Genomic DNA, 24,649 nt, shown 5'->3' with positions numbered 1-24,649 from the left:
AGGCACACGTCGACGCGTACCCATAGACGTCTCTCTCGATCCGGTCCGGATGTCAGCCGGTCGGGTGGGTCTGCGGCCTGTCGACTGGTGCCGGCCGGGCCCGCCGGGTAGACCGGAAGCTGGCGTGCCGGGTAAACCGGAACCGGCCGTCGCGCGTCATGCGGTCGTGACGACCCGACTGGTCTCCGACCCGCCCGGCGGGAGGACCATGACACGACCGGGACCAGCACAGTGGTCGGCCGACGAGGCGATCACCAGCCTCTACGCCGCCCACTACCGCCCGCTGGTACGACTCGCCACGCTGCTCCTGCACGACCGGGGCGCGGCCGAGGAGATCGTGCAGGACGGCTACGTCGCCCTGCACGGGCACTGGTCCCGGCTGCGGGACGCCGACCGGGCGCTCGGCTACCTGCGGACCAGTGTGCTGAACCGCTGCCGCTCGGCACTGCGGCACCGTCGGGTGGTGACGGCGTACCTGGCCGGAGCCGGGCCGCTGGCGAGCGCGCCGAGCGCCGAGGCCGGAGCCCTCGACCTGCTCCGGCACGACACGGTGATGGCCGCGCTGCGTGCCCTGCCGCCCCGGCAGCGGGAGGCGTTGGTGCTGCGCTACTACCTCGACCTCTCCGAGGCCGAGACGGCCGACCTGATGGGTGTCAGCCGGGGCGCGGTGAAGAGCCACACCTTCCGAGGGCTGGCCGCGCTGAAACAGAGTCTGGGGGCGGAACGATGACCGAACAGCACCGGCCCGGCAGCTCGCCGGACGGACCGCCGGAACCGCCGTCCACGGCGGTGCCGCGAGCGCGGGTAGCGGGGGTGCCGGGAGCGCCGGTGCCAGGGGAGCCGGGGCCGGCGGTGCCAGGGGATCGGGTGCCGGCGGAGCCGGGGCCGGGGGACGAGGAGATGCTGCGCCGGGTACTCGCGGCCGAGGCCGACCGGATCGAGCCGGCGCCGGACGCGCTGGCCGGCATCCGGCAGCGGATCCGGGCCGGCGACGGCGGTGCCCGGCGCCGCCGGCCCTGGCCGGGCCGGTGGCGCCGGCCGGAGTGGTCGCCTTCCCGACGCCGCTGGGGTGGCTGGTCGCCCCTGGCGGCCGGCGCGGTGACGGTCGCCACGCTGAGCGTCGCGGCGGTGGTCGTCGGGCTCGCCGGCACGGTGCTGCCGACCGCCTCGGACCGGGCCCAGCCGTCCACCGGCGCGGTCGGCGCGTCGCCGCCGGTCTCCGTGGCACCGTCGCCGGGCGATCCGCACCCCGGCCCGACCCCGCCGGACGGCGCGGTCGCCCCGTCGGCCGGAGCCGACACGGGTACCCCGGCACCCGGCAGCAGCACCACCGCCCTACCGGTCTACTACCTCGGCGGCGACCCGGCCCGTCCCCGGCTCTACCGGGAGTTCCACCGGCTCTGGCTGCACGACGGCTCGGCCCGGGACCGGATCACCGCCGCGTTGCGGAACCTGCTGGACGGGCCGCTCGGGATGGACCCGGACTACCGCAACCCGTGGCCGGAGGGTACGGAACTGCGGGCGGTGACCGTCGCCGACGGTGTCGCCACCGTCGACCTCGGCGGAGCGGCCCGCGACGTCGACGACATCGACGAGGTCACCGCACGGCTGGCCGTGCAGCAACTGGTCTGGACCGTCACCGCGGCGCCCGGCGTCACCGGGCTGCGGCTGCGGCTCGACGGGACAGCAACCGACCGGCTCTGGGGCGGGGTCGACATCGCCGGGGTGCTGCGCCGGGCTCCGGCGACGGAGGTGCTCGCCCCGGTCTGGCTGATCGCGCCACAGCACGGCGACGCGGTCGGCCGGAGCTTCCAGGTGCACCTCGCCGGAATACTGCCGGAGGCGACCGCCCAGCTCCGGATCCAGCGCGGGTCCCGGATCGTCCGCGACCAGTTCGTCACGCTCTCCGCGGCCGGGCCGGCGCAGGGGGAGGCGAAGATCACCGTCACGCTGCCGCCCGGCCGGTACACCCTGACCGGGTACGCGATCTCGCTTGCCGACGGGACCGAGCAGTTCCTCGACGACCACACCGTGACGGTGCGCTGATCAGCCGCGCCCGGCGGTGCGCTGATCAGCCGCGCCCGGCGGTGCGCTGAACAGCCGCGCGGGTGGTGTGCTGAGCGACCGCGTCCGGCGGTCGACGCACGGCTACGTCCGGCGGTGCCTCCGGACGGTCGGCGGTCCACCTGGTGGGCCGCCGACCGACCCGGCGGCCGGCACCGGATCGGCAGGCTGCCAGAATCGGATGCCGTGAAGACGTTCGAGGAGCTGTTCGCCGAGCTGCAGGCCAAGGCCGCGGCCGGCACCCCCGGCTCGGCGACGGTGGCCGCGCTGGAGCGCGGCGTGCACGCGATCGGCAAGAAGGTCGTCGAGGAGGCGGCCGAGGCGTGGATGGCAGCCGAGCACGAGGGCCCGGAACGGGCCGCCGAGGAAATCTCCCAGTTGCTCTACCAGGCGCAGGTGCTGATGCTCGCCACCGGCCTGGAACTCAAGGACGTCTACCGACATCTGTAGTGCCCCGCCGCGTACCCCCGACCGGTCGACCCCGCCGCAGCCGCCGGCCCGTCGACCCGCCGGGACGCGTCCGTCAGCCCGATCCCGATCTCGATCCCTGACCTGCGAGGAGCACCTCCGATGCTGCGCATCGCCATTCCCAACAAGGGCACCCTGTCCGGGCCCGCCGCCCAGATGCTGCGCGAGGCGGGCTACCGCCAACGCGCCGACGACCGCGACCTGATCTGCCGCGACGAGGCCAACGACGTCGAGTTCTTCTACCTGCGCCCCAAGGACATCGCCACCTACGTCGGCTCCGGCGACCTCGATCTCGGCATCACCGGCCGGGACCTGCTGGTCGACTCGGCCAGTCCGGCCGAGGAGATGCTCGACCTCGACTTCGGCGCGGCGACCTTCCGGTTAGCCGCCCGGCCGGAGACCGTCGCCACGGTCGACCAGATCGCCGGCCGGCGCATCGCCACCGCCTATCCCGGGGTGGTCGAGGGATACCTCGCCGAGCACGGGGTCGCCGCGACGGTGATCCGGCTCGACGGCGCGGTCGAGAACGCCGTACGCCTCGGCGTGGCCGACGTGGTGGCGGACGTGGTGGAGACGGGTGCCACGCTGCGGCAGGCCGGTCTGGTGATCATCGGCGAGCCGATCCTGCGCTCGTCGGCCGTACTGGTACGCCGCAGCGGTGCACCGGCCAACGGGCAGGTGGACCAGCTCGTCCGGCGCCTGCACGGGGTGCTCGTCGCCCGGCGGTACGTGATGCTCGCCTACGACGTCCGGGCCGACCTGCTGGAGAAGGCCACCGCGCTCACCCCGGGGATCGAGTCGCCGACCATCTCGCCGCTGCACCGGGAGGGCTGGGTGGCGGTCCAGGCGATGGTGCTGCGCCGGGACGTACACCGGATCATGGACGAGCTGTACGAGGTCGGCGCCCGGGCGATCCTGGTCACCGACATCCACGCCTGCCGGCTCTGACGCCGCTCGCCCGGCCCGGGGCGGCGTAGCCAGCGCCACCGTCCGGCTGCCCTTCGCCCTCGTGGCGTCTGCCCGAAGGGTTGCCGGACGGTGGCCGTGGCCCGCATCGGCACCGACACGTGCGGTGCCCGGAATCGGGTCCCGAGGCCGCGATGTCGCACCGCGACCGCGGTGCCCGCACCGCGGATGCCGGCCTCCACGTCAGGGCGGCACACTCCACATCCCCGGAGGCCGGCCCGCGCGTCCCGTACCCGCGTTTCCCGCCGCCGCGCGGCCCAGGCGAGGGCCCCGAGGCGACGCCAGCCGGTCAGGCGGTGAGCTGGACCGCCAGGTCGGGTTCCGCCGTCCACGCCGCACCCCGGCCGCGCAGGCAGCCCTCGGTACCGGCCGGGCGAGCGGTCAACCAGTGGTCCCGATGCCTGAACTCAGCCTTCGTGGACATGGCAGACGGAGTCACAGACGCAGTTGCAGCCCTGACCGCCACAGGCCAGGGTGCAGCTCTTCGTGGTCAGCGACGGATCCACCAGGGTTACTCCCGGCGACATGGAGAGCGTGCTCAGCGTCAGCTCCGGCCGCTGCGGATCGATCTGGAACCCGGTCAGGTCCAGGCCGGACAGATCCCGGACGACGGCGTCGAAGTCTTCCCGTACCTTCATTCTGTCCCCTTCGTATTCTGGTCCGCGTCCGAGTGGAACCGCCCCCGTCGAGCACGATCTGGGCGGCACATCCGCCGCGCGGCTGCCTCAACCGTATGGATCACCGGATCGGCCCAGCCAGGCAACGGACGGGTAAGATACCGGCATCGAAGCCGCAGCCCGGAGCTGGTCGATCAGCACCCCGGCGGCGACCGGTCCGGCGCGGCCGGCACCCGCCACCACCGGTCGACCGACTCGGGCGTGAGGTAGCCCATCCGGACCAGGATGCGCCGGGCCGGGTCGGCAAAGGCGCGTCGGCCGTGCATCACCCGCGTGTTGTTCACGATGACGACGTCACCCGGCTGCCACGGCACCGGCTCGGTGAGCTCCTCGGCGACCGACGCGACCTCGCCGAGCACCTCGGCGGGGAACGGCGTGCCGTCGGCCATCCGCAGCTCCAGCCGCCGCCCGTCGTCGGCGTCGCCACGCCCGGTCCGGACCAGGACGGAGTTGCAGAACGCCGGCAGGCCGTCGAAGAGCGCCGGCGTGACGCACCGGGTCGACAGGCGCATCCGTACGGTCCGTCCCACCGCCTCGGCGGCCACCGACTCCCAGGGCATCAGGAACGGTGCGTACCCGGTGATCGCGGCGACCGCCGCCGCCGGGTCGTCCGCCCCGCACATCTGCTGCCAACTGCCGTCCGGCATGTCGAGCTGCCAGCGGATCTCGGCACCGGTGACGAACTCCCGGGTCGCCGGGGGCAGCGCCGCCAGGAGCCGGACGCCGTCACAGACGATCGTCTCGCCGCCGTCGGCCGCCGGGCGTTCGCAGTAGAACATCAGCAGCGAGGGAGAACCGGGAACGTACGACGCCTCGCGGTGCAGCGGGATGCCCTGCCGGCCCCTCGTCACGGTGGTCGTGGTCGCGTCACCGGCCACGAACTCCCGGGCCTCCGCTAGCGCGGTGCCGTGCGAGCGCGGCCGCATCAACGCGTCACCGAGGGCGACGAACTCGGCGCGGGAGAAGCGGTCGGCGGGCCGCAGCAGCACCGCCCCGTGGTCGGCGACCCGCCCCAGCACCTGATCCGGTTCCCGAAGGTCCGTCACGATCTCCATCAGCCGTGCTCCTGTGTGTTCGGGGCGTCCGGTCCGGCGGCGTCGGCTCCGGGCGCGTACCGGTCGATGACACCGATCTCCCGGGTCGGCCAGTACTGCACCCCGGCCGGCCCGTTCGTCGGTACGCCGTCGCGGATCTCGGCCCTGGCCGGCGGGTGGTAGAGGTGCAGCAGCGTGTCGGAGTACCGCTCCAGCGCGGCCCACAGGCCGAGCCTGATCGCGAAGTCGTCGTCCTCGCCGCCCCACCCTTCGAAACGCTCGTCGAGGCCGCCGACCCGGTGGAACAGTTCGGTGCGCAGCCAGACGCAGCCGCCGGAGGGAGACCGGAGCGCGAAGCCGCGCAGCGACTCCCGTTCGGCCGAGGGGGCCGCCTCCAGGCAGCGCCGCGCGATGGCCCGCCGGCTCGCCGCCGGATCGAGATAGAGGGCATTCCGGTACGGAAGCAGCGCGCCGACTCCCGCGTGCAGGAACCGTGCGCCGTTGCGCAGCAGGAAGTGCCGGTCCACGAGGATGTCGGCGTCCAGCACGCAGACCAGGTCGGTCCGGACGGGGCTGTTGCGGACGCCGACGTTCACGGTCCACGCCTTGTTGAACGGGCCGTCCTTGGGCGCGAAGAGATAGGTGTCCGCGAGCGGGTGCACCGCCTCGCGCCAGCGAGGTCGGCTGTCCGACTCGACGACCGTCACGTGGTAGCGGTGCCGGGGCAGCGCCTGGTCGGCCAGCGCCCGCAGGCAGGCCAGCGCGTTGCGGAGCCGGACCGCGTCGGCCCGGCCGTCCCGGAACGGCACCACGACCAGCACGGTGGGCGGGTTCGGCGACCGTGCGGCGTCCGGGTGGACCGGCCGGGGGGTACCGTCCGGTGGGATCGTCCCGTCCGGCTGTACGGAGGCCGCCGGAGGTCCGCCCAGCGACGCCGGCAACAGCGCCTGCACGGCCATCTCGTCACCGGTGTTCAGGTAGCGCCGTCCGACGTGGTAGCCGATCCGCGACATGCCCTCGGCCCGCCACGCCGCCCGGAACAGCGCCTCGGTGCCGGCGTCGGGCCGGGCGGCCAGCCGGGCGAGCGCGGTGCGCAACCGGAAGTACGTCCGCGTCGAGTCGGGAGCCTCGACCAGCTGCCCGGCCAGCGTCCGCACCGAATCGGCGGCCAGGGCCAGCGCCTCCGTCGTGACCTCGTCCCGCCACCGTCGTGCCTGGTCCCAGTAGGTCGGGCTGGCCGAGCGCGCCCGCGGGTCCGCCGTGACGACCAGGGTGTCCGCGACAGCGGCGGCCAGCCGGCCCGGAAACCGACGGCACAGGGCACGGATGTCGTCTCCGCTGTCGAACCCGTCGCCGGCCGAGGTCACCGGACCCGCCAGACGGCCTCGGTCTGCAACGGCCCGGGGCAGCTCATCAGACCTCGCGCGGTCACACTCAGCGGGGCGAGCTGCGACGCGTACGCCCAGACGGCGCGCCGCTTCACCGCCCACTCCGCAGCGGTGAGCCGGACCCAACGCAGCACCGCCTCGGCCGGCGGATCGTCGAACATCGCGATCGTCCGCAACGCGTGCCGGTCGCCAAGTACCCGTTCACTTCCCTCGGCCCCCCAGTGCCACAGGTTGGCGGCGTACGGCAGGTCGGCGTAGAGCTGGACGCCGACCCGGGCACGTCCGGTCAGCCAGCGCAGTCCGTCGTCCCGTACCCGCACATGGTCCCGGTGGCCCCCGATGCCGGCCGGGAGCAGCACCGTCGTGCCGTCGGGGACGCCGGCCAGCACCGCGCGCAGTTCGTCGAGACCGCCGCCGCCTCCGCCGTACGCGCCGTCCACCCCGGTCAGGTGCAGCGCCGTCGCGCCGAGCACCGCGCAGGCGACCCGGTCCTCTTCGGTCCGGACCCAGGCCGCGCTCGACGCGTCGTCGAATCCGCTGAACCGGTCCCAGTCGCTCACCGGGCGCGGCTGCTCCGGTGCCCGGGTGAAGACCGTGGCGACCACTGTGGGCCGGCCCAGCCTGACGAGCAGTCCGGTGGTGGAGAGCAGCGCGTCGTCGAGGTGCGGCGACACCACGAGTACGCCGTCGGGACCGAGCAGGCCGGTCAGCGCGTCGACATCGGTCGGGCCGAGCACCCCGGAGGTCACGGGGCACCTCCCGTCGCGGTGCCGGGGCCGAGGGCGATGTCGACCACTCCGCCCAGCGGTGCGCCCCGCCCCACGACGACGTGCATCAGGTCGTGGTGGTCGGCGGGTACGCCGAACAACCGCGCGGCCGGCCCGCTGTGGTATCCGAAGGAGGGCCGGCACGCCAGCCCGGTCGCCGAGGCGGCGAGGGCGGCCCGCTGCACCGCGATGCCCGCGACCATGCCCTGGATCCGGTACCAGACGTCGCCGACCGCATCGAGACCGGCGTCGAGGACGCCGTAGAGGAAGATACTCGCCGCGGCCGGCCGGAGGCTGCTGCCGTTCCCCTCGACCCGGACCGCGTCGATCGATTCGCGGATGTCCCCGCGACGGCCGGCGGGGACGAGACGGTGGGCGTACCGGTCGTACGCGTAGCCGCCCGGCTCGACATCCTCGACACGTTCCACCGCGCAGTACGCGATCAGGTGTCCGCACCGCCCGTCGGTGCCGGCCAGGTCGCTGTCGTATCCGCTGAGCAGATGCCACAGCACGGTGCCGAACTCGGCCCGGGACAGCGGCGCCGGGGTGAGCCGTACGGCGGACCGCCGGGCCGCGACGCCCCGTCGGAGGTCCACCGGAAGCGGGTCGGGGAGTGGCACGACCGACGGCGGGGTGCCGCCGGACCCCGGCGGGGCCACCGAGGGCGCGGCAACCTGGGACGCCGGCGGGACGACCGGCGGCGGGGTGCCTCCGGACAGCATTCGGGCGTCCCCGGCGGCGGTCCGGCTCGCCCGGTGCAGCCGCCGGACCGCCGGATGCGCGAGCCGGAGCAGCTCGCGGTCGGCCGCCAGACCGGCCGACCGGGTGACGGCCGTCGGCCACCGGGTGACGGCCGTCGGTGGCCGGCCGGCCACCGCACGCACCCCGGCGACCTGCGCCTCGACCAGTGCATAGCTCGATTCGAGGTCCGGGTCGAGGCCGAACGCCGCGTCCAGCAGGTCGGTGTCGAAGGTGAACCGGACCGCCGCCGGGACCGGAGCGGGGATCGCGGCCAGCACCATCCCGAGCAGTACGCCGCTGTCGACGACGCCGAGGCGATAGCCGAAGCTGCCGTACTTGGCGCTGTTCTTCCACAGCCGGCAGGAGATCAGGAACACCACGCCAGCGGGCTCGTGGCCGAGCGCACTGCCGAGCAGACCGCGCGGATCACCGGTGGCCATGGTCTCCAGCAGGTGGTGCGTCGCGTCGTAGTGGTACAGCCCGGCGGGCAGCGAGTCGTCCCCAGCGACCGCCGCGTACAGCTCGGTCGGGTGGAAGCCGCCGCCGGACGGCACCGCTCGGGCGACGCCGCTCACCGGTGGATATCCCTCGCCCCCGGCGACGGGCCGGCCGTCCAGCACGGCGCAGGACCGGCCCGTGAAGTAGTGGTAGCGGGTGGGCGCGTAGCAGGCGGCGACCGCGCCGACCACCGACATGGTGTCGGGATCGGGCCCGCACGGCCCCGGCACGGTGGCCGGCCAGGGCAGCTCGACGACGGCGGCGTCCGGATGCTGCTTGTGCCGCCGGTCACGGGCCAGCCCGGCGACGCCGGTGCGCGGCAGCGTGAGGTAGTCCCGGGCGGCGGCGCCGCGCGCCGGCCCGCCGCCGTCCCGGCCGCCCACCGACCCGCTCCGGCCCGGTGCCCGGAGCTCCCGCAGGTCATCGGGCATGGGAGGCACCGTTCAGGTCGAGTACGGCGCCGCTGCACCACTCGGCGGCGGGCGAGGCCAGGAAGTGCACCGCGTCGGCGACCTCCGCCGGCCGGCCGACCCGGTCGAACGGGCTGCGGGCACGCATCGCCGCCCCCACCGGCGAGTCGAGGACGTCGCGGGTCATGTCCGTCTCCACCCATCCCGGGGCCACCGCCGCCACCGCTATCCCCCGCAGACCCAGCGCCACCGCCATCGACCGGGTGAACGAGTTCAATCCCGCCTTGCTCGCCGCGTACGCGGCCGCGGACCACTCACCCCGGAACGCGCTCACCGAGCTGACGTTCACGATCCGGCCACCCACCGGCAGGTGCCGGACGGCTGCCCAGGTCACGTTGACCGCCCCCAGCAGGTTGACGTCGAGCGTCTCCCGCCAGGCACGGCGCCAGTCGGAATAGGTGGTCTCGTGGATCGGATGGGACCCGAAGACGCCGGCATTGTTCACCAGCACGGCGAGACCACCGAGCGCCTCGGCCGCCTCGTCCACCATCCGCAGCACCGCGTCGGCGTCGCGCAGGTCGGCCGCCACCGAGACATGCCCGACGCCCGGCAACCCGGCGTGCGGCTGCGCGGCCCGGGCACCGGTGCCGCTGTGGTGCACGGCCACCCGGTCACCGGCGGCGGCGAACCTGCGCGCGATGGCGGCACCGATGCCCCGCGACGCCCCGGTGACCAGCACCGGCCGGCCGGATGTCGCATCGGGCACAGCTCCCGGGTCGTGGGCGTGCTCACGGGAACGGGTGTGGATGGGGATTCACCTCCTCGTCGGGCAGCGGCTCGGCGCGGTGTCCGAGCCGGACCGGTGCGGTGCGCAGCCGGGGCAGCGTCTCGGCACGCCGGTGCCGGTGCCCGAAGGTCATCGGGAACGTGCCGGGAATGACGACCTTCGCCGCGTACAGACCGGCGGCGCGGAGTTCCGGCGGGGTGGTGTCCACCGCGACGACGTCCAGGCCCGACCGCAGGTAGCGGTCGACCAGGTGGTGGAGGTCGTCGGTCAGGTCAGGACTCGGGACGTACCGTTGCGCCGGCGGGAACGCCTCCGCCACACTGCGGATCCCGGCATCCCGGTAGAGGAACCCGAACCGTGGCCATGCCTCGGGAAGGGCGTAGAGCAGGGCATGGTCCTCCATCGACTCCACCAGGTCGGGGTCGGCGAGCATCGCGTACGCCCGCTCGACCGCCTCCGGGGTGTGCAGCTGACGCCGCGTGAACCCGATGCCGTTCACGGCCTCGAACAGCGCGGAGCGGAGCGCCGCCTCGGGGTCGAGTCCCGCGCCCGCCCCGCAGTAGACCATCGGATGCTCCGGGTGGCCGTCCTCGTTCACCAGCATCACCCACCAGGCGGGAACGCCCTCCGGCATCGTGGTGTCGAAGACGTGCACGGCCAGGCCGGCCCGCTCCATCCGGTCCACCAGCAGCCGTACGGTCAGGTCGGTGGCGGTACGCGGGTCGACGCGGGGCACCGGCAGCCGGGCGTACCAGGTCGCCAGGAACGCGTCCCGCTCGGCGATCTCGAAGATGCCGTGCAGTACCGCCTCCGCCAGGCTGCCGCCCAGCGCACACCCGTTGGAGCACTCGAACGCGAACCGCCGCTGTCCGTGCACCCCGTAGTAGGCGTACGACTCGGGCAGCAGCACCGGCGCCCGGCGCCCGAACGAGTACCCGTACACCCAGTTCATCAGCAGGTCCGGGGTGTAGTCGACGTAGCCGCTCCGGTCCGGCGGCGGCCAGGTCGGCAGGCCGAGCGAGACCGGGTCGACCGCGGTGCCGGGGTCGAGATCCGCGAAACTGGACCGGGTGACAGTGCGCTTCCCGCCGGGCTGGAGACCGGCCCGCCGTTCGAGTCCTTCCAGGATCGACACGGTCACGCTCGTCGTCCGGTCGACGGTGCGCCCGTAGCCGACGGTCTCGGCCTCGCACACCGGGCTGACCCGGGCCGCGCTCACCGGCGTCTCGCCGCCGAGGTGCAGCTCGACGCCGGCCACCATGCCGGTGCGCTCGTCGACGAAGCGGTCGAGCAGTTCGGCAGCACTGATCGGGCCGAGCCGGAAACCGGCGGGGTCGGCCTTCGGGTTCGCCCCGGTGGGGAAGACCGCCGCCGTCGCGGTGTCCTCCGGCAGGCCGCCGCAGGTCGGGCACGCGGCCACCGGCAGGAAGCGGTGCCGACTGGTCCGCAGCGACGCGGTGGCGACCCGCAGTACCGTCTGCCGGCTGCGCGGCTGGTCGGTCACGGTCCTCCGGTCGGCGCCGGAGAGCCCGAGCGTGCCCACCTCGTCCGCGACGAGCGCGCCGACCCCGGCCAGCACCCAGGACGGGAGCCCGGACCGACGCAGGTCGTCGCGGGCCGAGGCGATCTTCCGGGCCGTCTCCGTGCCGGCCCGCCGCGCTCCGTCCGTCCGCCGCCGTACACACTCCAGACAGCCCGGCTCTCCGGGTACCACCAGCGGGCCGATCTCGACGGCATCCGCGACGACCCGGACGGCGAGCACCGGCGGGCCGTGCCGTGCGGCGCGGTGGTTGACGTCCGAGTCGGCGAGGTCGATTCCGACCGCCACCTGAAGGGCCAGGGCGGCCGTCCGCTGCCCACCGCGGGGCGGCAGCGACCGGCGCAGCGCGGCCCGGACCTCGTCCGCGAGGGCGCCCGACCCGGTGACCAGCACCGTGTCGGCCGGCCGACGGGTCAGCACGGCGCCTCTTCCAGGGGTGTGAGGCCGGCTGCGACGAGGTGGGGCACCAGGCGGGTCAGTGCCGGGTCGACGTCGATCGCAGCGACGGTGGTCCGCCACCCCCGCTCGGCGAGGTGGGCCACCAGGCCCGGCAGCGCCCGCGCCCAGGCGGTGCCGCCTTCGCCGGCCGGGTCGAGATCTGGCGGGATGTCGGCGGTGACACCGGTGACGCCCTGGAGACGGAGCACGGCCGTCTCCAGGGCGGTTCGCGACGCCACCGGCCCGGTCAGCGCGGACGCGCTGGCCAGCAACGTCCCCCGGCCGAGCACGCCGACCGTGTGCACCCCGGACGCCGACGGCAGGTCGACGGTGGCCAGCGAACCGTCGAGCAGCAGCGCCGCGGACGCGAGCGGGAGGCCCGCCGACGCCACGAGCGGGACCGCCTCCCGGGGCGGCGGGTCGGCGGAACCCGGCCGGTCCGGGTCAGCCGCGGCGAGCCGGTGGCAGTGTCGCAGCAACGCCCGGCCGACCGCCTCCGGCCAGGTCGAGCCGGCACCGGCGGCGACCCGCACACCGGCACCGCCGGCCGGCTGCTCACCCGCCGCACCTGCCGGCTGCTCACCCGCCGCGCCTGCCGGCTGCTCGCCCGGTGCGCCGGCCGGCTGCTCGCCCGGTGCGCCGGCCGGCTGCGCCGCGAGGCGTTCCGCGGCCAGTTCGCAGCCGAGCACCACCGCCCTGCGCCGCGCGTCCTCGTCGGTGTCGGCGGCGCCGAGGACCCGGATCGGGCCGGCGCCGGCCGCGCAGGGGTCGGCGAAGGTCGCCTCGACCACCCGGAGCGGCAACTGCTGGTACGAGCCCTCGGTGAGTCCGAGCAAGGGGCCGAGGCGATCGTCGGCGACCTCGACCACCGCCTGGGACGACGCCTCGGGTGCCGGGGTGTCGCGGTGCCCGGCGGTGTCGCCGAGCGGTGCGGTCCAGACCGGAGCCCCGGGCCGGTGGCTCGGGCACAGCGGGTGCGGCAGGAACCGGTGCACCTCCGACTCGGCCGTCCGCAGGTCCAACCGGACCAGCTCGGCACGCTGCCCCAGCCCCGCCCGGGTGGCGGAGCGGAAGTGGCCGAACGCCGTCACCGCCGCGATCAGGCCGATCAGGGGCCGCGACAGGTACCGCTCGGCCGGCGCCTGCGGCCGGTCGACGAGCTGATGCGCCGACCAGGTGTCCTCGGCGGCCCCCATCGACCCCAACAGGCGTAGCCAGGCACACTCCCAGCACTCCCGCACCGGGTCCGCGCCGATCGGGCCGATCCACGCCGTGCCGGCGGTGACGACCGCGTGCACCACCGGAACCTTCGCCAGTCCGGCCGCCCGGCTGACCAGCGCCGCCCGGCCGAGCATCGGCGCGGAGGCACAGTGGACCACCGCGTCGTATCCGGCCAACGCCTCCGGTGCCGGTGCCCCCGCGTCGGACCAGAGGTTCGCGTCGACCACGTCGATCCCGCGCGCCGGGTCCTGGGCCAGCGTCTCGCGCAGCGCCGCCTCCACCTCGACCCTGCCGGCCGGATCGCGCACCGCGACGCTGACCGTCCGCAGCCCGATCCGCCAGAGCGTGTCCAGCACGGCGACCGGCAGCGGGCCGTCGCCGACGACCAGGACCCGCCCGGCCCGGAACCGCTCGAACCGGTGGGCGCCGGAGCCGCCGTCCACCTCCACGAAGGCGATCTCCTCGGCGTACCGCTCCCGCTCGGCCGGGGTGAGCCGGTGTGGCAGGTCCAGGTCGACGTCCCGCACCATGCCCGCCGCGGACAGCGCCTCGATCAGGTTGAGTACCGCGGCCCGCGCCGGGTCGGGCAGCGGTGCGGTGAGCGAGGCCAGGGTGCGTTCGCCGTCCAGGTACGGTGCGATCCGGTCCAACAGCTGGAAGGTCACCTCGCCCGGCAGCAGCAGCTGCCCGGTCGCCGTCTCCAGGTAGACGCCCTCCTCGACCGCGACGTAGACGCAGTCCTCCCGCAACTTGGGCCTCACGTGCCGTCCTTCCCACCACTCGACGGAATCCGTTCGACGAGCTCCCGTTCGACGAGCTCCGGATCCGCGCCGCCGGCCGATCCACTCACGCCGCCGCCAGTTCGTCGAGCCGGTGCAGGGCAGCGTCGACAGCGTCCAGCCCGATCTCCAGCTCCTCCTCGCTGATCCGCAGTGGCGGTGCGATCGTCACGGTGTTCGGCGCGTAGCTCAACAGCAGGACGCCGCTGCGCGCGCACTCGCCGACGACGAAACCCGCGGGCTGGAACCCACCCAGCGGATCGAGGCCGGGGCTGCGCCACCTGTCCTCCGGCACCCACCGTTGTCCGGTCTCCGGGTCACGGACCAGCTCGATGCCCCAGACCAACCCCCGGCCGCCGACGCCCGCGGCGGACGGGTGCCGGGCGACCATGTCGGCCAGCCGCTCCCGGACCACCTCGCCGAGGGACGCGACGCGGGCGACGACGTCCTCCTCGATCATGATCTCCAGGGTCGCCGCGACGGCGGCCATCGCGAGCGGATGTCCGGCGAACGTCGAGCTGTGGCCCCAGAAGCCGGTGGCGAAGTAGTCCGCGATCTCCCGGCTCACCACGCAGGCGCCGACGGGTACGGCCGAGCTGCCCAGTCCCTTTGCCGCGGTCATGATGTCGGGCTGGACGTCGTGGTGCTGGAACGCCCACCACCGTCCGGTCCGGCCCATCCCGGAGATCGCCTCGTCGTCGATCCACAACACCCCGAGCCGTCGGGTGAGGTCGCGGATCTGCCCCACGTACTCGTCGGGCACCAGGAAGGCACCGGCCCCGTGCCAGATCTCGGTGATGAACGCGGCGACGCGGTCCACTCCGGCCGATCGGATCACCCGCTCGGTCGCGGTGACGCAGGCCAGCGTTCCGTCGGCGTCCTTGCAACCGGGGTAGGTCCGGCCGAGCGGGCAGGAGACGCAGATCGGCGCCGGCGCCGAGGGCTGCGGATGACCGCCCGGCACCGGCCGGCTGGTGCCACCGGCCGGTGTGAAGCCGTTGCGCAGCATGCCGACCCCCGTCACGTCGGCGGCACCGGCGGTCCATCCGTGGTACGCGAGGTCGCGGGTCACGATCAGCGGACGGTTCTGGAAGAGCCGCGCGATCATGATCGCCATCTCGGTCGCCTCCGATCCCGACGAGACGAAGCGCACCGCGCCGGCCCACGGGGAACCGGCCATGGTCTCCTCGACGATCAGCCGTGCCGCCCGGTCCTTCTGCTCGGACGGGAAGAAGTCGGCGACGTAGTCCAGCCGGTCGACGGCGTCGTGCAGGGCGGCCGTCAGCTTCGGATGGCGGTGACCGATCCCGATGCACATGTGCTGCCCGTGGAAGTCCAGCAGCCGCGTCCCGTCGGCCAACCACAGCCAGGAACCCTCGGCGCCGACGACCGGCACCTGAGGCAGGAATCGTCGCGGCGCGGTCGACAACACGTGGTCGCGGCTCGGGACGGACTCGCTCACGCCGCGGCCCGGGACGGACTCGCTCACGCCGCGGCCCGGGACGGACGCGCTCACGCCGCGGCCCGGGACGGACGCGCTCACGCCGCGGCTCGGGACGGACCCGCTCACGCCGCCGCCCGTACCGTGACGACGCGGTCCGGATCCCGGTGCTCCACCGACGTGTCCAGGTGCGGTGCCAGCATCCGTACGAAGTACTCGACGTCGTCCACCCCGGCGACGCCCGCCGGCAGCCGGGCGTCGGAGGAGTGCACGAGCACGCTCGTGCCGGCGATCCGCAGCGACTCTCCCAGATACCGGCTGACGTCGTGCACACCGAACCAGCGCCACAGGTTGACGTTGACGACGACGTCGAAGGCCCGGTCCGGATAGTGCGTCGCGAAGCCCAGCAGGTGCGGGTTGGTCGGGGAGCGGGGCAGTCCGAGGTCGAACGTCTCCGCACCGTCCGGCAGGTCGAGTTCCCCGGTGCCGAGACCGATCACCAGGACCCGTGGGTGGGGCTGTGTCGCGGGGCGGTCGGCGGCGGCGACGACAGCGTCCAGGCCGGACCGTCGCCAGGCTCGGGCGGCCCGCCACGCCGGTTCCCCGGCGGTCGCGGCGAAGCTCGCCTCGTACCGCCGGATCCGGTCGGCCGCCTGCGCCGGCTGGACGAGCCCGGTGAACTCCCACTCGTAGCAGGGGTGCTTCTGTTTGGCCACCGCCATGTTCGCGTAGTAGTCCTGGAACATCCCGATGTTGGGTCGGTAGTGCGGCAGGTGGTAGCAGGTGGCGCGGTCGTCGTAGTGGAACGCGGCCGACCGGCGGCCCAGTTCGAGGTAGACCCGGTAGAACAGCTCCAGGTCCTCGAATCCCCATCTGGTGCCGAACGCCTCGTCGAACATGCCGGCGGAGACCACCACCTCCCGGGGCACCGAGATGTTGTTGGTGTAGGCGAACAACCAGGGGGTCCGCATCAGTTCCGCGATCCGCTCCGGCGGCGTCGGTTCGGGAAACCGCAGGTCCGCGCTCTCCGCAGGCAGCGCCGCCAGGTCCATCGCGCCGGCGACGAGGATCCGGTCGAGTACCGGCCAGTCGATCTCCCAGCGCTTGCCGACGAGTACCCGCGGCGTGTCGGCGCCGCGGTGGAAGTCGTGGTGTCGGGCCAGCAGGTCCGGGTCGGCGAACGAGTCACTGTCCAGGAAGACCACCACCCGCCCGCGCGCGGCCGTCACACCGTGGTTGCGGGCGGCGGAGCGTCCGACGTGCTCGGGCAGCCCGAGGTACCGGAAACCCCGGACGGCGATCGACTTGCCGACCTGGTCGTCGACCGTGTCGCCGTCACCCACCACGATCACCTCGAACAGTTCGGGATCCAGCCGTTGCCGGGTCAGCGAGTCGAGGGTGAGCGCGAGGCACTGCGAGTCGTGGTACGTGGGGATCACGACGCTCAGGAACGGGCTGTCGGAGGTGGGTCCGTCGACCTCCTGACTGGAAGGCATCTCGTCTCCTGTTCCCGGCGTCCCCGCCGCTGCGGGTCCGGCCGCGCGGCGGGTCGGGCGCGGACCACACCGGCGCGGCGTGGTTGATCTATCCGGCCAACGGTAGGAATCCGGGTCGGCGGCGAACCAGGCACCAGACAGGTAAAGGAGGGGCAAGATCGTTTGCTTCCGGCGTGGCCGGCGCAGGCCGCCCCGCCGGGTGGCGGGCACCGGGCGGTGGCCACCGGTGGGACGGGCTACCGTACTGCGACGCTGGTCGACATCGGGGGAGGGCTGGAGTCCATGACGTCGCCACGGCCGACCGGGGCAGCGCCCGGCACGGCAACCGTCGACTACCTTCGGGTGCACCGCGACACCCCCCGGGGGCCCCGCCGGCCACCACTGTTCAAGCAGTACCCGGGAAGCGTCCGGATCCCGCTGCCCTGGCCGGCGGCGCCGCACCCGGGCCGGTCCGCCGGGCCGCTGGCGCTGGTCGGGGCGCTGACCTCGGCGTACGCGCCCACCCGACTCCAGTTCTACACGACGGCCGCGATGGCCGCGCTCGGCGGCTTTCCCGGCACGAACACCGCCCCGACCCTGCGCGGCGGCGTCCGGCGGGCGGTGCCGTCCGGCGGTGCCTACTATCCGGCCGAGCTGTACCTGGCGGTGACCGGCGGGTACGCGCCCGGACCCGGCGTCTACCACTACGACGCCACGCACCACACCCTGGAGACGCTGGCCACCGACGATCCGCAGGCGTCGCTGCGGGCCGCGCTCGGCCGCGCGCCCACGCCGTACACGCTGCTCGTCTCCTGCCGGATGTGGAAGAACGCGTCGACCTACGGCGCGTTCGGCTACCGCCTCGGCTGTCTGGACACCGGCGCCCTGGCCGGCCAGCTGCTGCACCGGGCGCCCGACGGGACCGACCTGCGCCTCGTCTTCGACGACCAGGCCCTCGACACCCTGCTCGGGCTGGACCCCGACCTCGAGTCGGTCTACGCCGTCGTCCGCACCGGCCCGGCACCCGCCGTGCCGGCCGCCCCGGCAGCGCACCCCTCGGCCCGCACGCCGGACGACCCGGCCCCGGCGGCGCCGGCCGACGCGCCCGCTGCGCCGGCGCCGGATGTCAACGCGGTCCGGGGTCTGGAGTCCGATCTCGAGCTGCGTGCCGCCGCGCATCCCAGCGCGGTACGGCTGCATCACGCGAGTCAGCGCAGCGGTACGGCCGACCGCTCCCGGGACGTCCCTACCTGGGACGCGTTCCGCCGGTCGCCGGGGCGGGACGGCCCGACCGCCGCGGACCGGCGACGACGCCCACCCGCGTCCGGTCGGAGCATCGACCTGCCCGAGCCACTCGACCTGCCCGAGCCACTCGACCTGCCCGAGCCACTCGACCTGCCCGAGCCACTCGTTCCTGCGCGGGTGGACGCGGCGCTCCGGTCGGCCGTCCGGTTCAGCGGTGCCGCGATGACGGTCCGGCAACTCGGCACGCTGCTGGCGTGGCTGCTGACCGGATCCCGCTGCGACATCACCGGCACCTCACCCGGGGCGGGGCAGTTGGCCGCCTACTGCCTGCCGAGCCGGGTGACCGGGCTGGCTCCCGGACCCTACGCCTACGATCCGGCGACACACCGCCTCCGGCCCGCCCCGGGCACCGCCGGGGACGGGTCCGCCCCGACCGACGCCCTGGGCGGCTCGCGTACGGCTGCCGCCCGGCTGTTCCTCTTCGCCGACCTCGACCGGGGACTGCGCGGCCACGGCGACCGCTGGTACCGGATGCAGCACGTACTGGCCGGCATCGCGGTACAGCGGTGTCGCCTCGCCGGCACCGCGCTGGGTCTCGGTTGCCGGCCGGTCTCCGACTACGACTCCGGCGGAGTGCGGACGATGTTCGGAGTGCCACGCGGGCAGGTCGACGTCGTCCAGCTGCTGGTCGGTCCGGCCGCTCCGCGAGCCGGCGTCGTCGACATCGGCCTCTCCGGCCCGACGGACGGTCGGGAGGCCTGACTACTTCTCCCAGTCGCTCAACCCACCGTCGGCCGTGCGTCCCAGGCCGGCGAAGATCTCCTGCGCCTGCCGCAGCGCCTGGCCGGCCGCTTCCGGCTGCCCGGACCCGTCGTACGCCTCGCCGAGGTGGGTGAGGACGATCGCCTCGAAGTAGCGTTCGCCGAACGTCCGGTGCAGGTCCAGAGCGCGCCGGTAGCACTCGATCGCCTTCGCGCTCTCGCCGAGGTGGTGGTAGGCGTATCCGAGACTGTCCCAGGTGGCCGCCTCGCTGTGCTGGTCGCCGATCTCCCGGAGCATCGCGAGCGCCCGGCGGCAGTAGCCGACCGCCTGCCGGTGGTCGCCGGTGAGGGCCAGGCTGTAGCCGACCGAGTTGAGGCTGCTCGCCTGCCCGGCCCGGTTGCCGACCTCCTGGTAGCAGCTCAACGCCTGCCGGCTGTGTTCCAGCGCCTCGGTATGGCGGTCCCGATGGGAACAGAGCCAGGCCAGGCCGCGGTGGCTCCGGGCCTGTCCACTCCGGTCACCGAGTCGGGTGAACAGGTCGAGGGCGGACCGGTGGTGACGGTCGGCCGTGTCGTACCGGCCCGTCCGGAGGTGGGCGCCGCCGAGCCCCCGGTACGCGTGGGCCTGTGCGATCGGATCAGCCAACCGGCCGGCGGCGGCCACTGCCTGCTCCTGGGTCGCGGCCAGGTCGTGCCAGTAACCCCGGAAGTCGAAGTACGTCTCCAGGGACCAGGCCAACTGCCAGACGTGCGTGTCCGAGCCCGCCGTCTCCGCCCGGTCGACGATCGCGAGCAGCACGTGGTGTTCGGTCGCGAACCAGTCGAGGGCGGCGCGGTCGTCCACGATCTCCTCGGGCACGACCCCCGGCTGCGGTCCCGCCAACTTGATCGTCTCGGGGAAGAGCAGCGTCGCCGCCCGGTGCGCGGTGTGCAGGTAGTGGTCGAGCATGCGCTGCACGGCCTCGTCACGGTCGCCGTCCTGCTCGTCGTTCCGGACGAGTTCGGCGGCGTAGGCCTGGAGCAGTTCGTGGGTCGTGTACCGGCCGGGCGGGTACTCGGTGAAGAGGTGCCGGCAGGTCAACTCGGTCAGCAGGCGTCGCGCCTCCGGGACTGTGACACCGGCCAGGCTGGCGGCGGCGGGCACGCGGACGTGCGGTCCCGGGTGCAGGCCCAGCAGGCGGAAGAGCCGGGCCGCCCCCTGGCTGAGCCGGTGGTAGGACCAGGAGAAGACGGCCCGCACGTCCGTACTCGGATCTTCGCTGACGAACGCGTCCAGGCGGCCCCGGGTCTGCCGCATCTCGTCGGCCAGCGTGGCGAGGGGAAGTTCCGCCGCCATGGCGGCCCGACCGGCCACGATGGCCAGCGCGAGCGGCAGCCGGGCGCTGAGCGCGACCATCAGGTCGACCGCGGCCGATTCCGCGGCGACGCGGCTCCGGCTCAGCCGGTGGGCCAGCAGTGACCGTGCCTCGCCCTCGGTGAGCTGGTCCAGGCGTAGTGGAACCGCCGCCTCGGACACGACCAGGCCGGTGAGCTGGTCGCGGCTGGTGATCACCACCAGGCAGCCGGCCGTGCCGGGCAGCAGCCCACGGACCTGTTCCGGGTCCCGGGCGTTGTCCAGCAGCACAAGTACCCGCTTGCCCGCGAGGAGGCTCCGGTACAGGCCCGCCTGCGCGTCGACGCCGTGCGGAAGCCGCTCCGGTGGCACCTGGAACGCGTCGAGGAAGGCGCGCACCGCCTCGTCGAAGCGCAGTGCGGGACCGCTCGGGTTGTATCCGCGCAGGTTGACGTAGAGCTGCCCGTCGGGGAAGCGGTCCGCGACCCGGTGTGCCCAGTGCACGGCCAACGCACTCTTGCCGACCCCGGCCGTACCCGTGATCAGCGAGATCGGCACGGCTCCCGCCGAGTCGGCCGGGTCGGCGTCCAGCAGGGCGTCCAGCCGGCGCAGCTGTTCGGCCCGGCCGGTGAAGCCGGGGATGTCGGCCGGAAGCTGGGCCGGCCGCACCGGGGACACCGGCGTGGTCCGGTCGTGGTCGGCCGGGGACAGTGCGGCGATGGCCAGCCGGCGGGTGTCCGGCCGGGGAGTTCCACCCCGACCGGCCTCGAGGTTGCGGACCGTGCGGACACTGAGCCCGGACCGGTCGGCGAACTCTTCCTGGGTCCAGCCGAGTTCCAGCCGTCCTGCCCGGACCCATGCACCGAACGCGGCGACACCGGCCCCGACCTCCGGTGCTGAATCCGCCATGATCTCCCCCGAACAGGAAGGCACGCGAACGGGCCGGCCCCCTGTGGACACTGATCCGGGCAGGCTCCTCGTCCGCCCACGTCGCAGGGCGACACTACCTCAGCGATCCTGGATCTGGGCACGCTCCCACGATCCGGCAGGGCGGACGGGTCTGCGTCGGCACCGGCGCGAGATGACGACCTCTGCGTCCGGGATGGCCACTCGACTCCGGCACCCGGCACCCGGCACCCGGCAGGCGGCATCCGGCATCCGGTGCCCGGCCAGAAGGCACGGCCACGGCCACCGTCCGACTGCCCTTCGCCCTCGTTGGCGTTCGGTGACCCGAAGGGCGCCGGACGGTGGCCGTCCCCCGCATCGGCACCGACAACGTACGGCGGCACGGCACCGGGCCACGAGGGGACGATCCGCACAGCGACCGCGGTGCCGGTCCCGACCTGCACAGCGACTGGACAGTCAGCCGTCGGCCAGGTCGATCGCCCGCAGGGCCAGCCAGAGTTCGTGCCGGGCGTCCGGGGCGTGCAGCAGCGAACGTCCGAGTGCCTGTTCGGCCCGGACCAGCCGCTTGCGGGTGGCCGAGACGGAGATGCCGAGCGCGGCCGAAGTGGCCGAGAGGTTGGTGTCGGCGGCCAGCCAGGCCCGTACCGTCGCCAGGCCGGTCGACCTGTCCATCGTGCGCAGCGGCCGCAGCAGGGCCCGGGCCCATCCGGTCACAGCCGGCCCGGCGAGCAACTGGTCCAGCTCGATCTCCCGGACGGCCGGGTCGGGTGCACCCTCGCCGGCGCCGGGGAGCGACCCGGGCGGCATCGTGCCGGCTTCCGGAACGGTCGGTCGGGGCGCGGCGCGCAGCCGCAGGGCCAGCCAGGCCGCGGAGCGGTCCCGGACCCGGAGGAGATCCGTCCCGAGCAGCGAATTGAGCAGCCGCAACCGGGCGGCCAGGGTGTTGCGATGGATTTTGAGGTGTCGGCTGGCCGCGCTGTCGAACGCCAGCCAGGAGTTGAGCGTGCCGAGCAGCTCCGCCGCGCCGGGGTCGGCCCGGCGGGCGGGAACATGGTCGACCACCGGCCGCAGCAGCCGTTCGGCCCAGGCGTACCCGTCGGGGCCGGCGAGCGGCACCAGGTCGTGCTGCCGGTCGAAGCGGGCGTAGCCCCCGGTCGTCGTCCGGGCCACGGCCAGGGCGTGGACGGCCTGCTCGTACCCGCTGGCCGTCGCCGGCAACGCGACCGGTTCGCTCAGCCCGACCCGGCTGGCCGGTACCCGGTCGGTGATCAGCCGCCCCAGCCGGTCCGCCGCCTCGGCCCCGTCCCCGGCCGGTCGGCCGGCGCCGAGGGCTGCCGGCGGGGCGGCGGCGCTGGACGGCTCGGCTGGTAACAGGGCGATGAGATGGTTGGAGCGGACCGGGCAGGGGACGAGCCAGGCCCGCCCGGAGAGCGACCTGGCGAGTTCGGCGGCGACCTCGTACCGTTGCCGGCCGCCGCATTCGATCACCCCGACCCGCAGCGCGTCCGGCAACCGCGGTCGCAGGGCCGAGGCGATCCGCCGGGCCGGTGCCACGTCGCCGACCATCAACAGGTGCAGTACCGCCTCCCGGCCGTGCGCGTCGGCGGCGGCGATCCGCTGGCGTACCCGGTCCGCCTCCTCGACCCGCCAGCAGAGCGCGAGCGTCCGGGCGGTGTCCGCGAGCAGGTCGCCGAGCGGTCGGCCGGGGTTGGCGACGACGACCAGGCAGCCGGACCGCTCCTCGGTCCGGGCGACGAGTGCGGCGGCGGACCGGTCCCGGCCGGTGCCGCCCAGCGTCAACAGGTGCATCCGGTGCGGTCCGTCGGTGTCGACGACGGCGGCCTCCGACCCGCGCCGGAACAGGTCCGCGACGGCGGCGCCGACGGTTCGGGCGAGCCGGGTTCCGGGGGCCGGCCGGTCGGCGGTGCCGGCGAGTACCCGGCCGTCGGCTCCGACCAGCAGGGCCGTGCCTCCGGTACGCCGGCCGAGCCAGTCCAGGATGCCGCGTACCGCGTCCGGTCCGACCGAGAGGCGGGCCAGGGTCAGCAGGTCCTCGCCCCGGGTGGCCGCCGCCACGTCCTCTGCTGGGCGGCTCATCGGAAATCGACTCCTCGGTCGTCCTCCCGGCCGGTGAACTCCGCCGCGGGTCGGTCGTCCCAGCCGTGAAACCCCCGCGCTGCCGGTGGACGAATGACAGCGTACCGGGCGGGCGGCCTGGGCTCCGTCGGGTGCGGATCGATCTGCTGACGATCGTGGTGGCGGAGTACGACCCGGGTGATCGGGTTCTTCACCGGAGTACGGCCCGGTGGTTAAACCGGTTGCCGGGTTCGTCGAACTTCTGATCTCCTGATCTTGGTCGACGGGTACCGCCGGCCGGAAGCCCATCGAGAGGAGACGGCCATGCCACGAGTGCCGATGTCCGGTCAGCGAGCAGGTTCCGTCCACTCGAGAGATACGAGGCTTCATGAGTACGTCGGTATGCACGACAAGCACCAGGGCGGGCGGCGGTAGGTCCGGCCCGACCGGCATCTCGTCGGCCGCTGGGCCGGCTCGGTCCGCTCGGTCCGGGGAGGGTGACTGATGTCCGCCCTCGACGATCCCGGACTCTTCGGCCGGCTCTGGGCCGCCGGCTACGACGACGGCCCCAACCCCGACCCGGCTCCGGCGGTGGACTTCCTCGCCGCCCTCGCCGACGGCGGCCCGGTGCTGGAACTCGCGATCGGCACCGGCCGGGTCGCGCTTCCGCTGGCCGCCCGGGGGCTGCCGGTGGAGGGCGTCGAGGCGTCCGAGGAGATGGTGGCGCGGTTGCGCGACAAACCCGGTGGCGAGCGCATTCCGGTCGTCGTCGGCGACATGGCGGACGTCCCGGTGAGCGGGCCGTTCACGATGGCGTTCCTGGTCTACAACACGCTGTTCAACCTGGTCGACGCGCGGCGGCAGGAGGACTGCTTCCGCAACGTCGCCCGGGTGCTGGCGCCGGGCGGCGCGTTCGTGGTCGAGACGTACGTCCCGGACCCGGACGACATCGACCGGACCGAGTCGCAGGTCCAGGTCCGGAACGTGACGGAGGATTCGGCGACGATCCGGCTGCACCGGTTCGACCGGGAGGCGCAGACCTTCGTCCGGCAGACGATCACATTCGACGGTCAGGGTGTGCACCTGAAGCCGTTCGGCATGCGGTACGCCTGGCCCGAGCAGATCGACGAGATGGCCGAGCGGGCGGGCCTGCGGCTCACCGAACGGTACGCCGACTGGCACCGCCGCCCGTTCGACGCCGGAAGTACCAGTCACGTCTCCGTCTACCGGCGGGGTAGTTGAACTGCCGTGCCGGCGGGGTGGTCGTCCGCTCCCGGAACCTCCGGAACTTCCGGTGACCTTCCGGGAGTTGGGAGCGGGTTGATCCAAGGCGCTTGCAGGTCTTGTGCCGGGCGCCTTCGATGGGTATTAATAGTGGTACGCACATCGACGGGGTTAGATTACCGGAAGTTTTCGGCAACCTGTCTCGGCCGGCGGAGCCCGCCGTCGAGCCGGATCCGGCTTCCACGGCGCTGGATCCGGTCCCGGGAGAAGGTGCCAGCACGCTGCCAGTCAGCGCGGCGGCGGCCCACCGGCGCCGCCGGTTGACGTCGGCGGAACCCGGCGCGGAGGGAAGGACGCCCCCTCCGCGCCGGGTCGGCGTAGCCGGAATGTTCTGCGGTATTCCGATCCGG

The 24,649-nt window shown here is 74.1% G+C and carries 18 protein-coding genes; 6 read left to right on the top strand and 12 right to left on the bottom strand.

Annotation, left to right across the window (positions count from 1 at the left end; all coding sequences use genetic code 11):
• Positions 1 to 208: 208 nt before the first annotated feature.
• From ACN28A_RS36855 to hisG, 4 genes are all read left to right on the top strand, one after another.
• Complete coding sequence (locus ACN28A_RS36855; RefSeq protein ID WP_421403475.1) at positions 209 to 730, top strand: SigE family RNA polymerase sigma factor; 522 nt, start codon at positions 209 to 211, stop codon at positions 728 to 730.
• Between the two features lie 98 nt (positions 731 to 828).
• Positions 829 to 2,046: a GerMN domain-containing protein gene (locus tag ACN28A_RS36850; RefSeq protein WP_421403473.1), complete on the top strand. Its 1,218-nt coding sequence runs from the start codon at positions 829 to 831 to the stop codon at positions 2,044 to 2,046.
• 204 nt (positions 2,047 to 2,250) lie between these two features.
• Positions 2,251 to 2,514: a phosphoribosyl-ATP diphosphatase gene (locus ACN28A_RS36845; protein WP_101366712.1), complete on the top strand. Its 264-nt coding sequence runs from the start codon at positions 2,251 to 2,253 to the stop codon at positions 2,512 to 2,514.
• Between the two features lie 120 nt (positions 2,515 to 2,634).
• Complete coding sequence (hisG, locus tag ACN28A_RS36840; protein WP_421403470.1) at positions 2,635 to 3,480, top strand: ATP phosphoribosyltransferase; 846 nt, start codon at positions 2,635 to 2,637, stop codon at positions 3,478 to 3,480.
• A 425-nt stretch (positions 3,481 to 3,905) separates the two neighbouring features.
• Here hisG and ACN28A_RS36835 read toward each other — a convergent pair whose 3' ends face one another.
• From ACN28A_RS36835 to ACN28A_RS36790, 10 genes are all read right to left on the bottom strand, one after another.
• Positions 3,906 to 4,136, bottom strand: coding sequence for a hypothetical protein (locus ACN28A_RS36835; RefSeq protein ID WP_421403468.1), 231 nt, complete (start codon positions 4,134 to 4,136; stop codon positions 3,906 to 3,908).
• Between the two features lie 173 nt (positions 4,137 to 4,309).
• Positions 4,310 to 5,230, bottom strand: a complete 921-nt coding sequence (locus ACN28A_RS36830; RefSeq protein WP_421403467.1) for a TauD/TfdA family dioxygenase — start codon at positions 5,228 to 5,230, stop codon at positions 4,310 to 4,312.
• A complete protein-coding gene (locus tag ACN28A_RS36825) occupies positions 5,230 to 6,576 on the bottom strand; it encodes a glycosyltransferase (RefSeq protein WP_421403465.1) in 1,347 nt (448 codons plus the stop codon). Before ACN28A_RS36825 ends, ACN28A_RS36830 begins: the two co-directional genes overlap by 1 nt.
• A complete protein-coding gene (locus tag ACN28A_RS36820; RefSeq protein WP_421403463.1) occupies positions 6,573 to 7,346 on the bottom strand; it encodes a PIG-L deacetylase family protein in 774 nt (257 codons plus the stop codon). Before ACN28A_RS36820 ends, ACN28A_RS36825 begins: the two co-directional genes overlap by 4 nt.
• Positions 7,343 to 9,034, bottom strand: coding sequence for a hypothetical protein (locus tag ACN28A_RS36815; RefSeq protein ID WP_421403461.1), 1,692 nt, complete (start codon positions 9,032 to 9,034; stop codon positions 7,343 to 7,345). The genes ACN28A_RS36820 and ACN28A_RS36815 overlap by 4 nt, the downstream gene beginning before the upstream one ends.
• Positions 9,024 to 9,779, bottom strand: a complete 756-nt coding sequence (locus ACN28A_RS36810) for an SDR family NAD(P)-dependent oxidoreductase (protein ID WP_421403460.1) — start codon at positions 9,777 to 9,779, stop codon at positions 9,024 to 9,026. Before ACN28A_RS36810 ends, ACN28A_RS36815 begins: the two co-directional genes overlap by 11 nt.
• 22 nt (positions 9,780 to 9,801) lie before the next feature.
• On the bottom strand, positions 9,802 to 11,760 hold the full coding sequence (locus ACN28A_RS36805; RefSeq protein WP_421403459.1) for a TOMM precursor leader peptide-binding protein: 1,959 nt from the start codon (positions 11,758 to 11,760) through the stop codon (positions 9,802 to 9,804).
• On the bottom strand, positions 11,754 to 13,760 hold the full coding sequence (locus ACN28A_RS36800) for a TOMM precursor leader peptide-binding protein (RefSeq protein WP_421403458.1): 2,007 nt from the start codon (positions 13,758 to 13,760) through the stop codon (positions 11,754 to 11,756). Before ACN28A_RS36800 ends, ACN28A_RS36805 begins: the two co-directional genes overlap by 7 nt.
• Positions 13,761 to 13,845: 85 nt before the next feature.
• On the bottom strand, positions 13,846 to 15,240 hold the full coding sequence (locus ACN28A_RS36795) for an aspartate aminotransferase family protein (protein ID WP_421403456.1): 1,395 nt from the start codon (positions 15,238 to 15,240) through the stop codon (positions 13,846 to 13,848).
• Positions 15,241 to 15,344: 104 nt separating this feature from the next.
• Complete coding sequence (locus tag ACN28A_RS36790; RefSeq protein ID WP_421403454.1) at positions 15,345 to 16,715, bottom strand: glycosyltransferase family 2 protein; 1,371 nt, start codon at positions 16,713 to 16,715, stop codon at positions 15,345 to 15,347.
• 282 nt (positions 16,716 to 16,997) lie between these two features.
• On the opposite strand from ACN28A_RS36790, the gene ACN28A_RS36785 reads away from it, so the two are divergent.
• Positions 16,998 to 18,701 (top strand): nitroreductase family protein, encoded by a 1,704-nt coding sequence (locus ACN28A_RS36785; RefSeq protein WP_421403452.1) that lies wholly within the window; start codon positions 16,998 to 17,000, stop codon positions 18,699 to 18,701.
• Here the strand turns inward: ACN28A_RS36785 and ACN28A_RS36780 are convergent, their stop codons facing one another.
• Together ACN28A_RS36780 and ACN28A_RS36775 are read right to left on the bottom strand one after the other, a co-directional pair.
• On the bottom strand, positions 18,702 to 20,942 hold the full coding sequence (locus ACN28A_RS36780; protein WP_421403450.1) for an ATP-binding protein: 2,241 nt from the start codon (positions 20,940 to 20,942) through the stop codon (positions 18,702 to 18,704).
• 453 nt (positions 20,943 to 21,395) lie between these two features.
• Positions 21,396 to 23,036 carry a helix-turn-helix domain-containing protein gene (locus ACN28A_RS36775; protein ID WP_421403449.1) on the bottom strand — a complete coding sequence of 547 codons (1,641 nt, stop codon included), beginning with the start codon at positions 23,034 to 23,036 and terminating at the stop codon, positions 21,396 to 21,398.
• A 483-nt stretch (positions 23,037 to 23,519) separates the two neighbouring features.
• Between ACN28A_RS36775 and ACN28A_RS36770 the strand changes: the two genes are divergently transcribed.
• Positions 23,520 to 24,257 (top strand): class I SAM-dependent methyltransferase, encoded by a 738-nt coding sequence (locus tag ACN28A_RS36770; protein ID WP_421403447.1) that lies wholly within the window; start codon positions 23,520 to 23,522, stop codon positions 24,255 to 24,257.
• The last annotated feature ends 392 nt before the right edge of the window (positions 24,258 to 24,649 follow it).

The organism is Plantactinospora sp. WMMB782, assembly GCF_049179135.1.
Classification (GTDB): domain Bacteria; phylum Actinomycetota; class Actinomycetes; order Mycobacteriales; family Micromonosporaceae; genus Plantactinospora.
The sequence above is the reverse complement of the archived record's forward strand: the minus strand, read 5'-3'. Positions and strand labels throughout refer to the sequence as shown.

Excerpts from the sequence above, each read along its gene's own strand:
- ACN28A_RS36855 (WP_421403475.1), top strand. The coding sequence starts at position 209 with ATGACACGACCGGGACCAGCACAGTGGTCGGCCGACGAGGCGATCACC.
- hisG (WP_421403470.1), top strand. The coding sequence starts at position 2,635 with ATGCTGCGCATCGCCATTCCCAACAAGGGCACCCTGTCCGGGCCCGCC.
- ACN28A_RS36835 (WP_421403468.1), bottom strand. The coding sequence starts at position 4,136 with ATGAAGGTACGGGAAGACTTCGACGCCGTCGTCCGGGATCTGTCCGGC.
- ACN28A_RS36830 (WP_421403467.1), bottom strand. The coding sequence starts at position 5,230 with ATGGAGATCGTGACGGACCTTCGGGAACCGGATCAGGTGCTGGGGCGG.
- ACN28A_RS36815 (WP_421403461.1), bottom strand. The coding sequence starts at position 9,034 with ATGCCCGATGACCTGCGGGAGCTCCGGGCACCGGGCCGGAGCGGGTCG.
- ACN28A_RS36790 (WP_421403454.1), bottom strand. The coding sequence starts at position 16,715 with ATGCCTTCCAGTCAGGAGGTCGACGGACCCACCTCCGACAGCCCGTTC.
- ACN28A_RS36785 (WP_421403452.1), top strand. The coding sequence starts at position 16,998 with ATGACGTCGCCACGGCCGACCGGGGCAGCGCCCGGCACGGCAACCGTC.
- ACN28A_RS36780 (WP_421403450.1), bottom strand. The coding sequence starts at position 20,942 with ATGGCGGATTCAGCACCGGAGGTCGGGGCCGGTGTCGCCGCGTTCGGT.
- ACN28A_RS36775 (WP_421403449.1), bottom strand. The coding sequence starts at position 23,036 with ATGAGCCGCCCAGCAGAGGACGTGGCGGCGGCCACCCGGGGCGAGGAC.
- ACN28A_RS36770 (WP_421403447.1), top strand. The coding sequence starts at position 23,520 with ATGTCCGCCCTCGACGATCCCGGACTCTTCGGCCGGCTCTGGGCCGCC.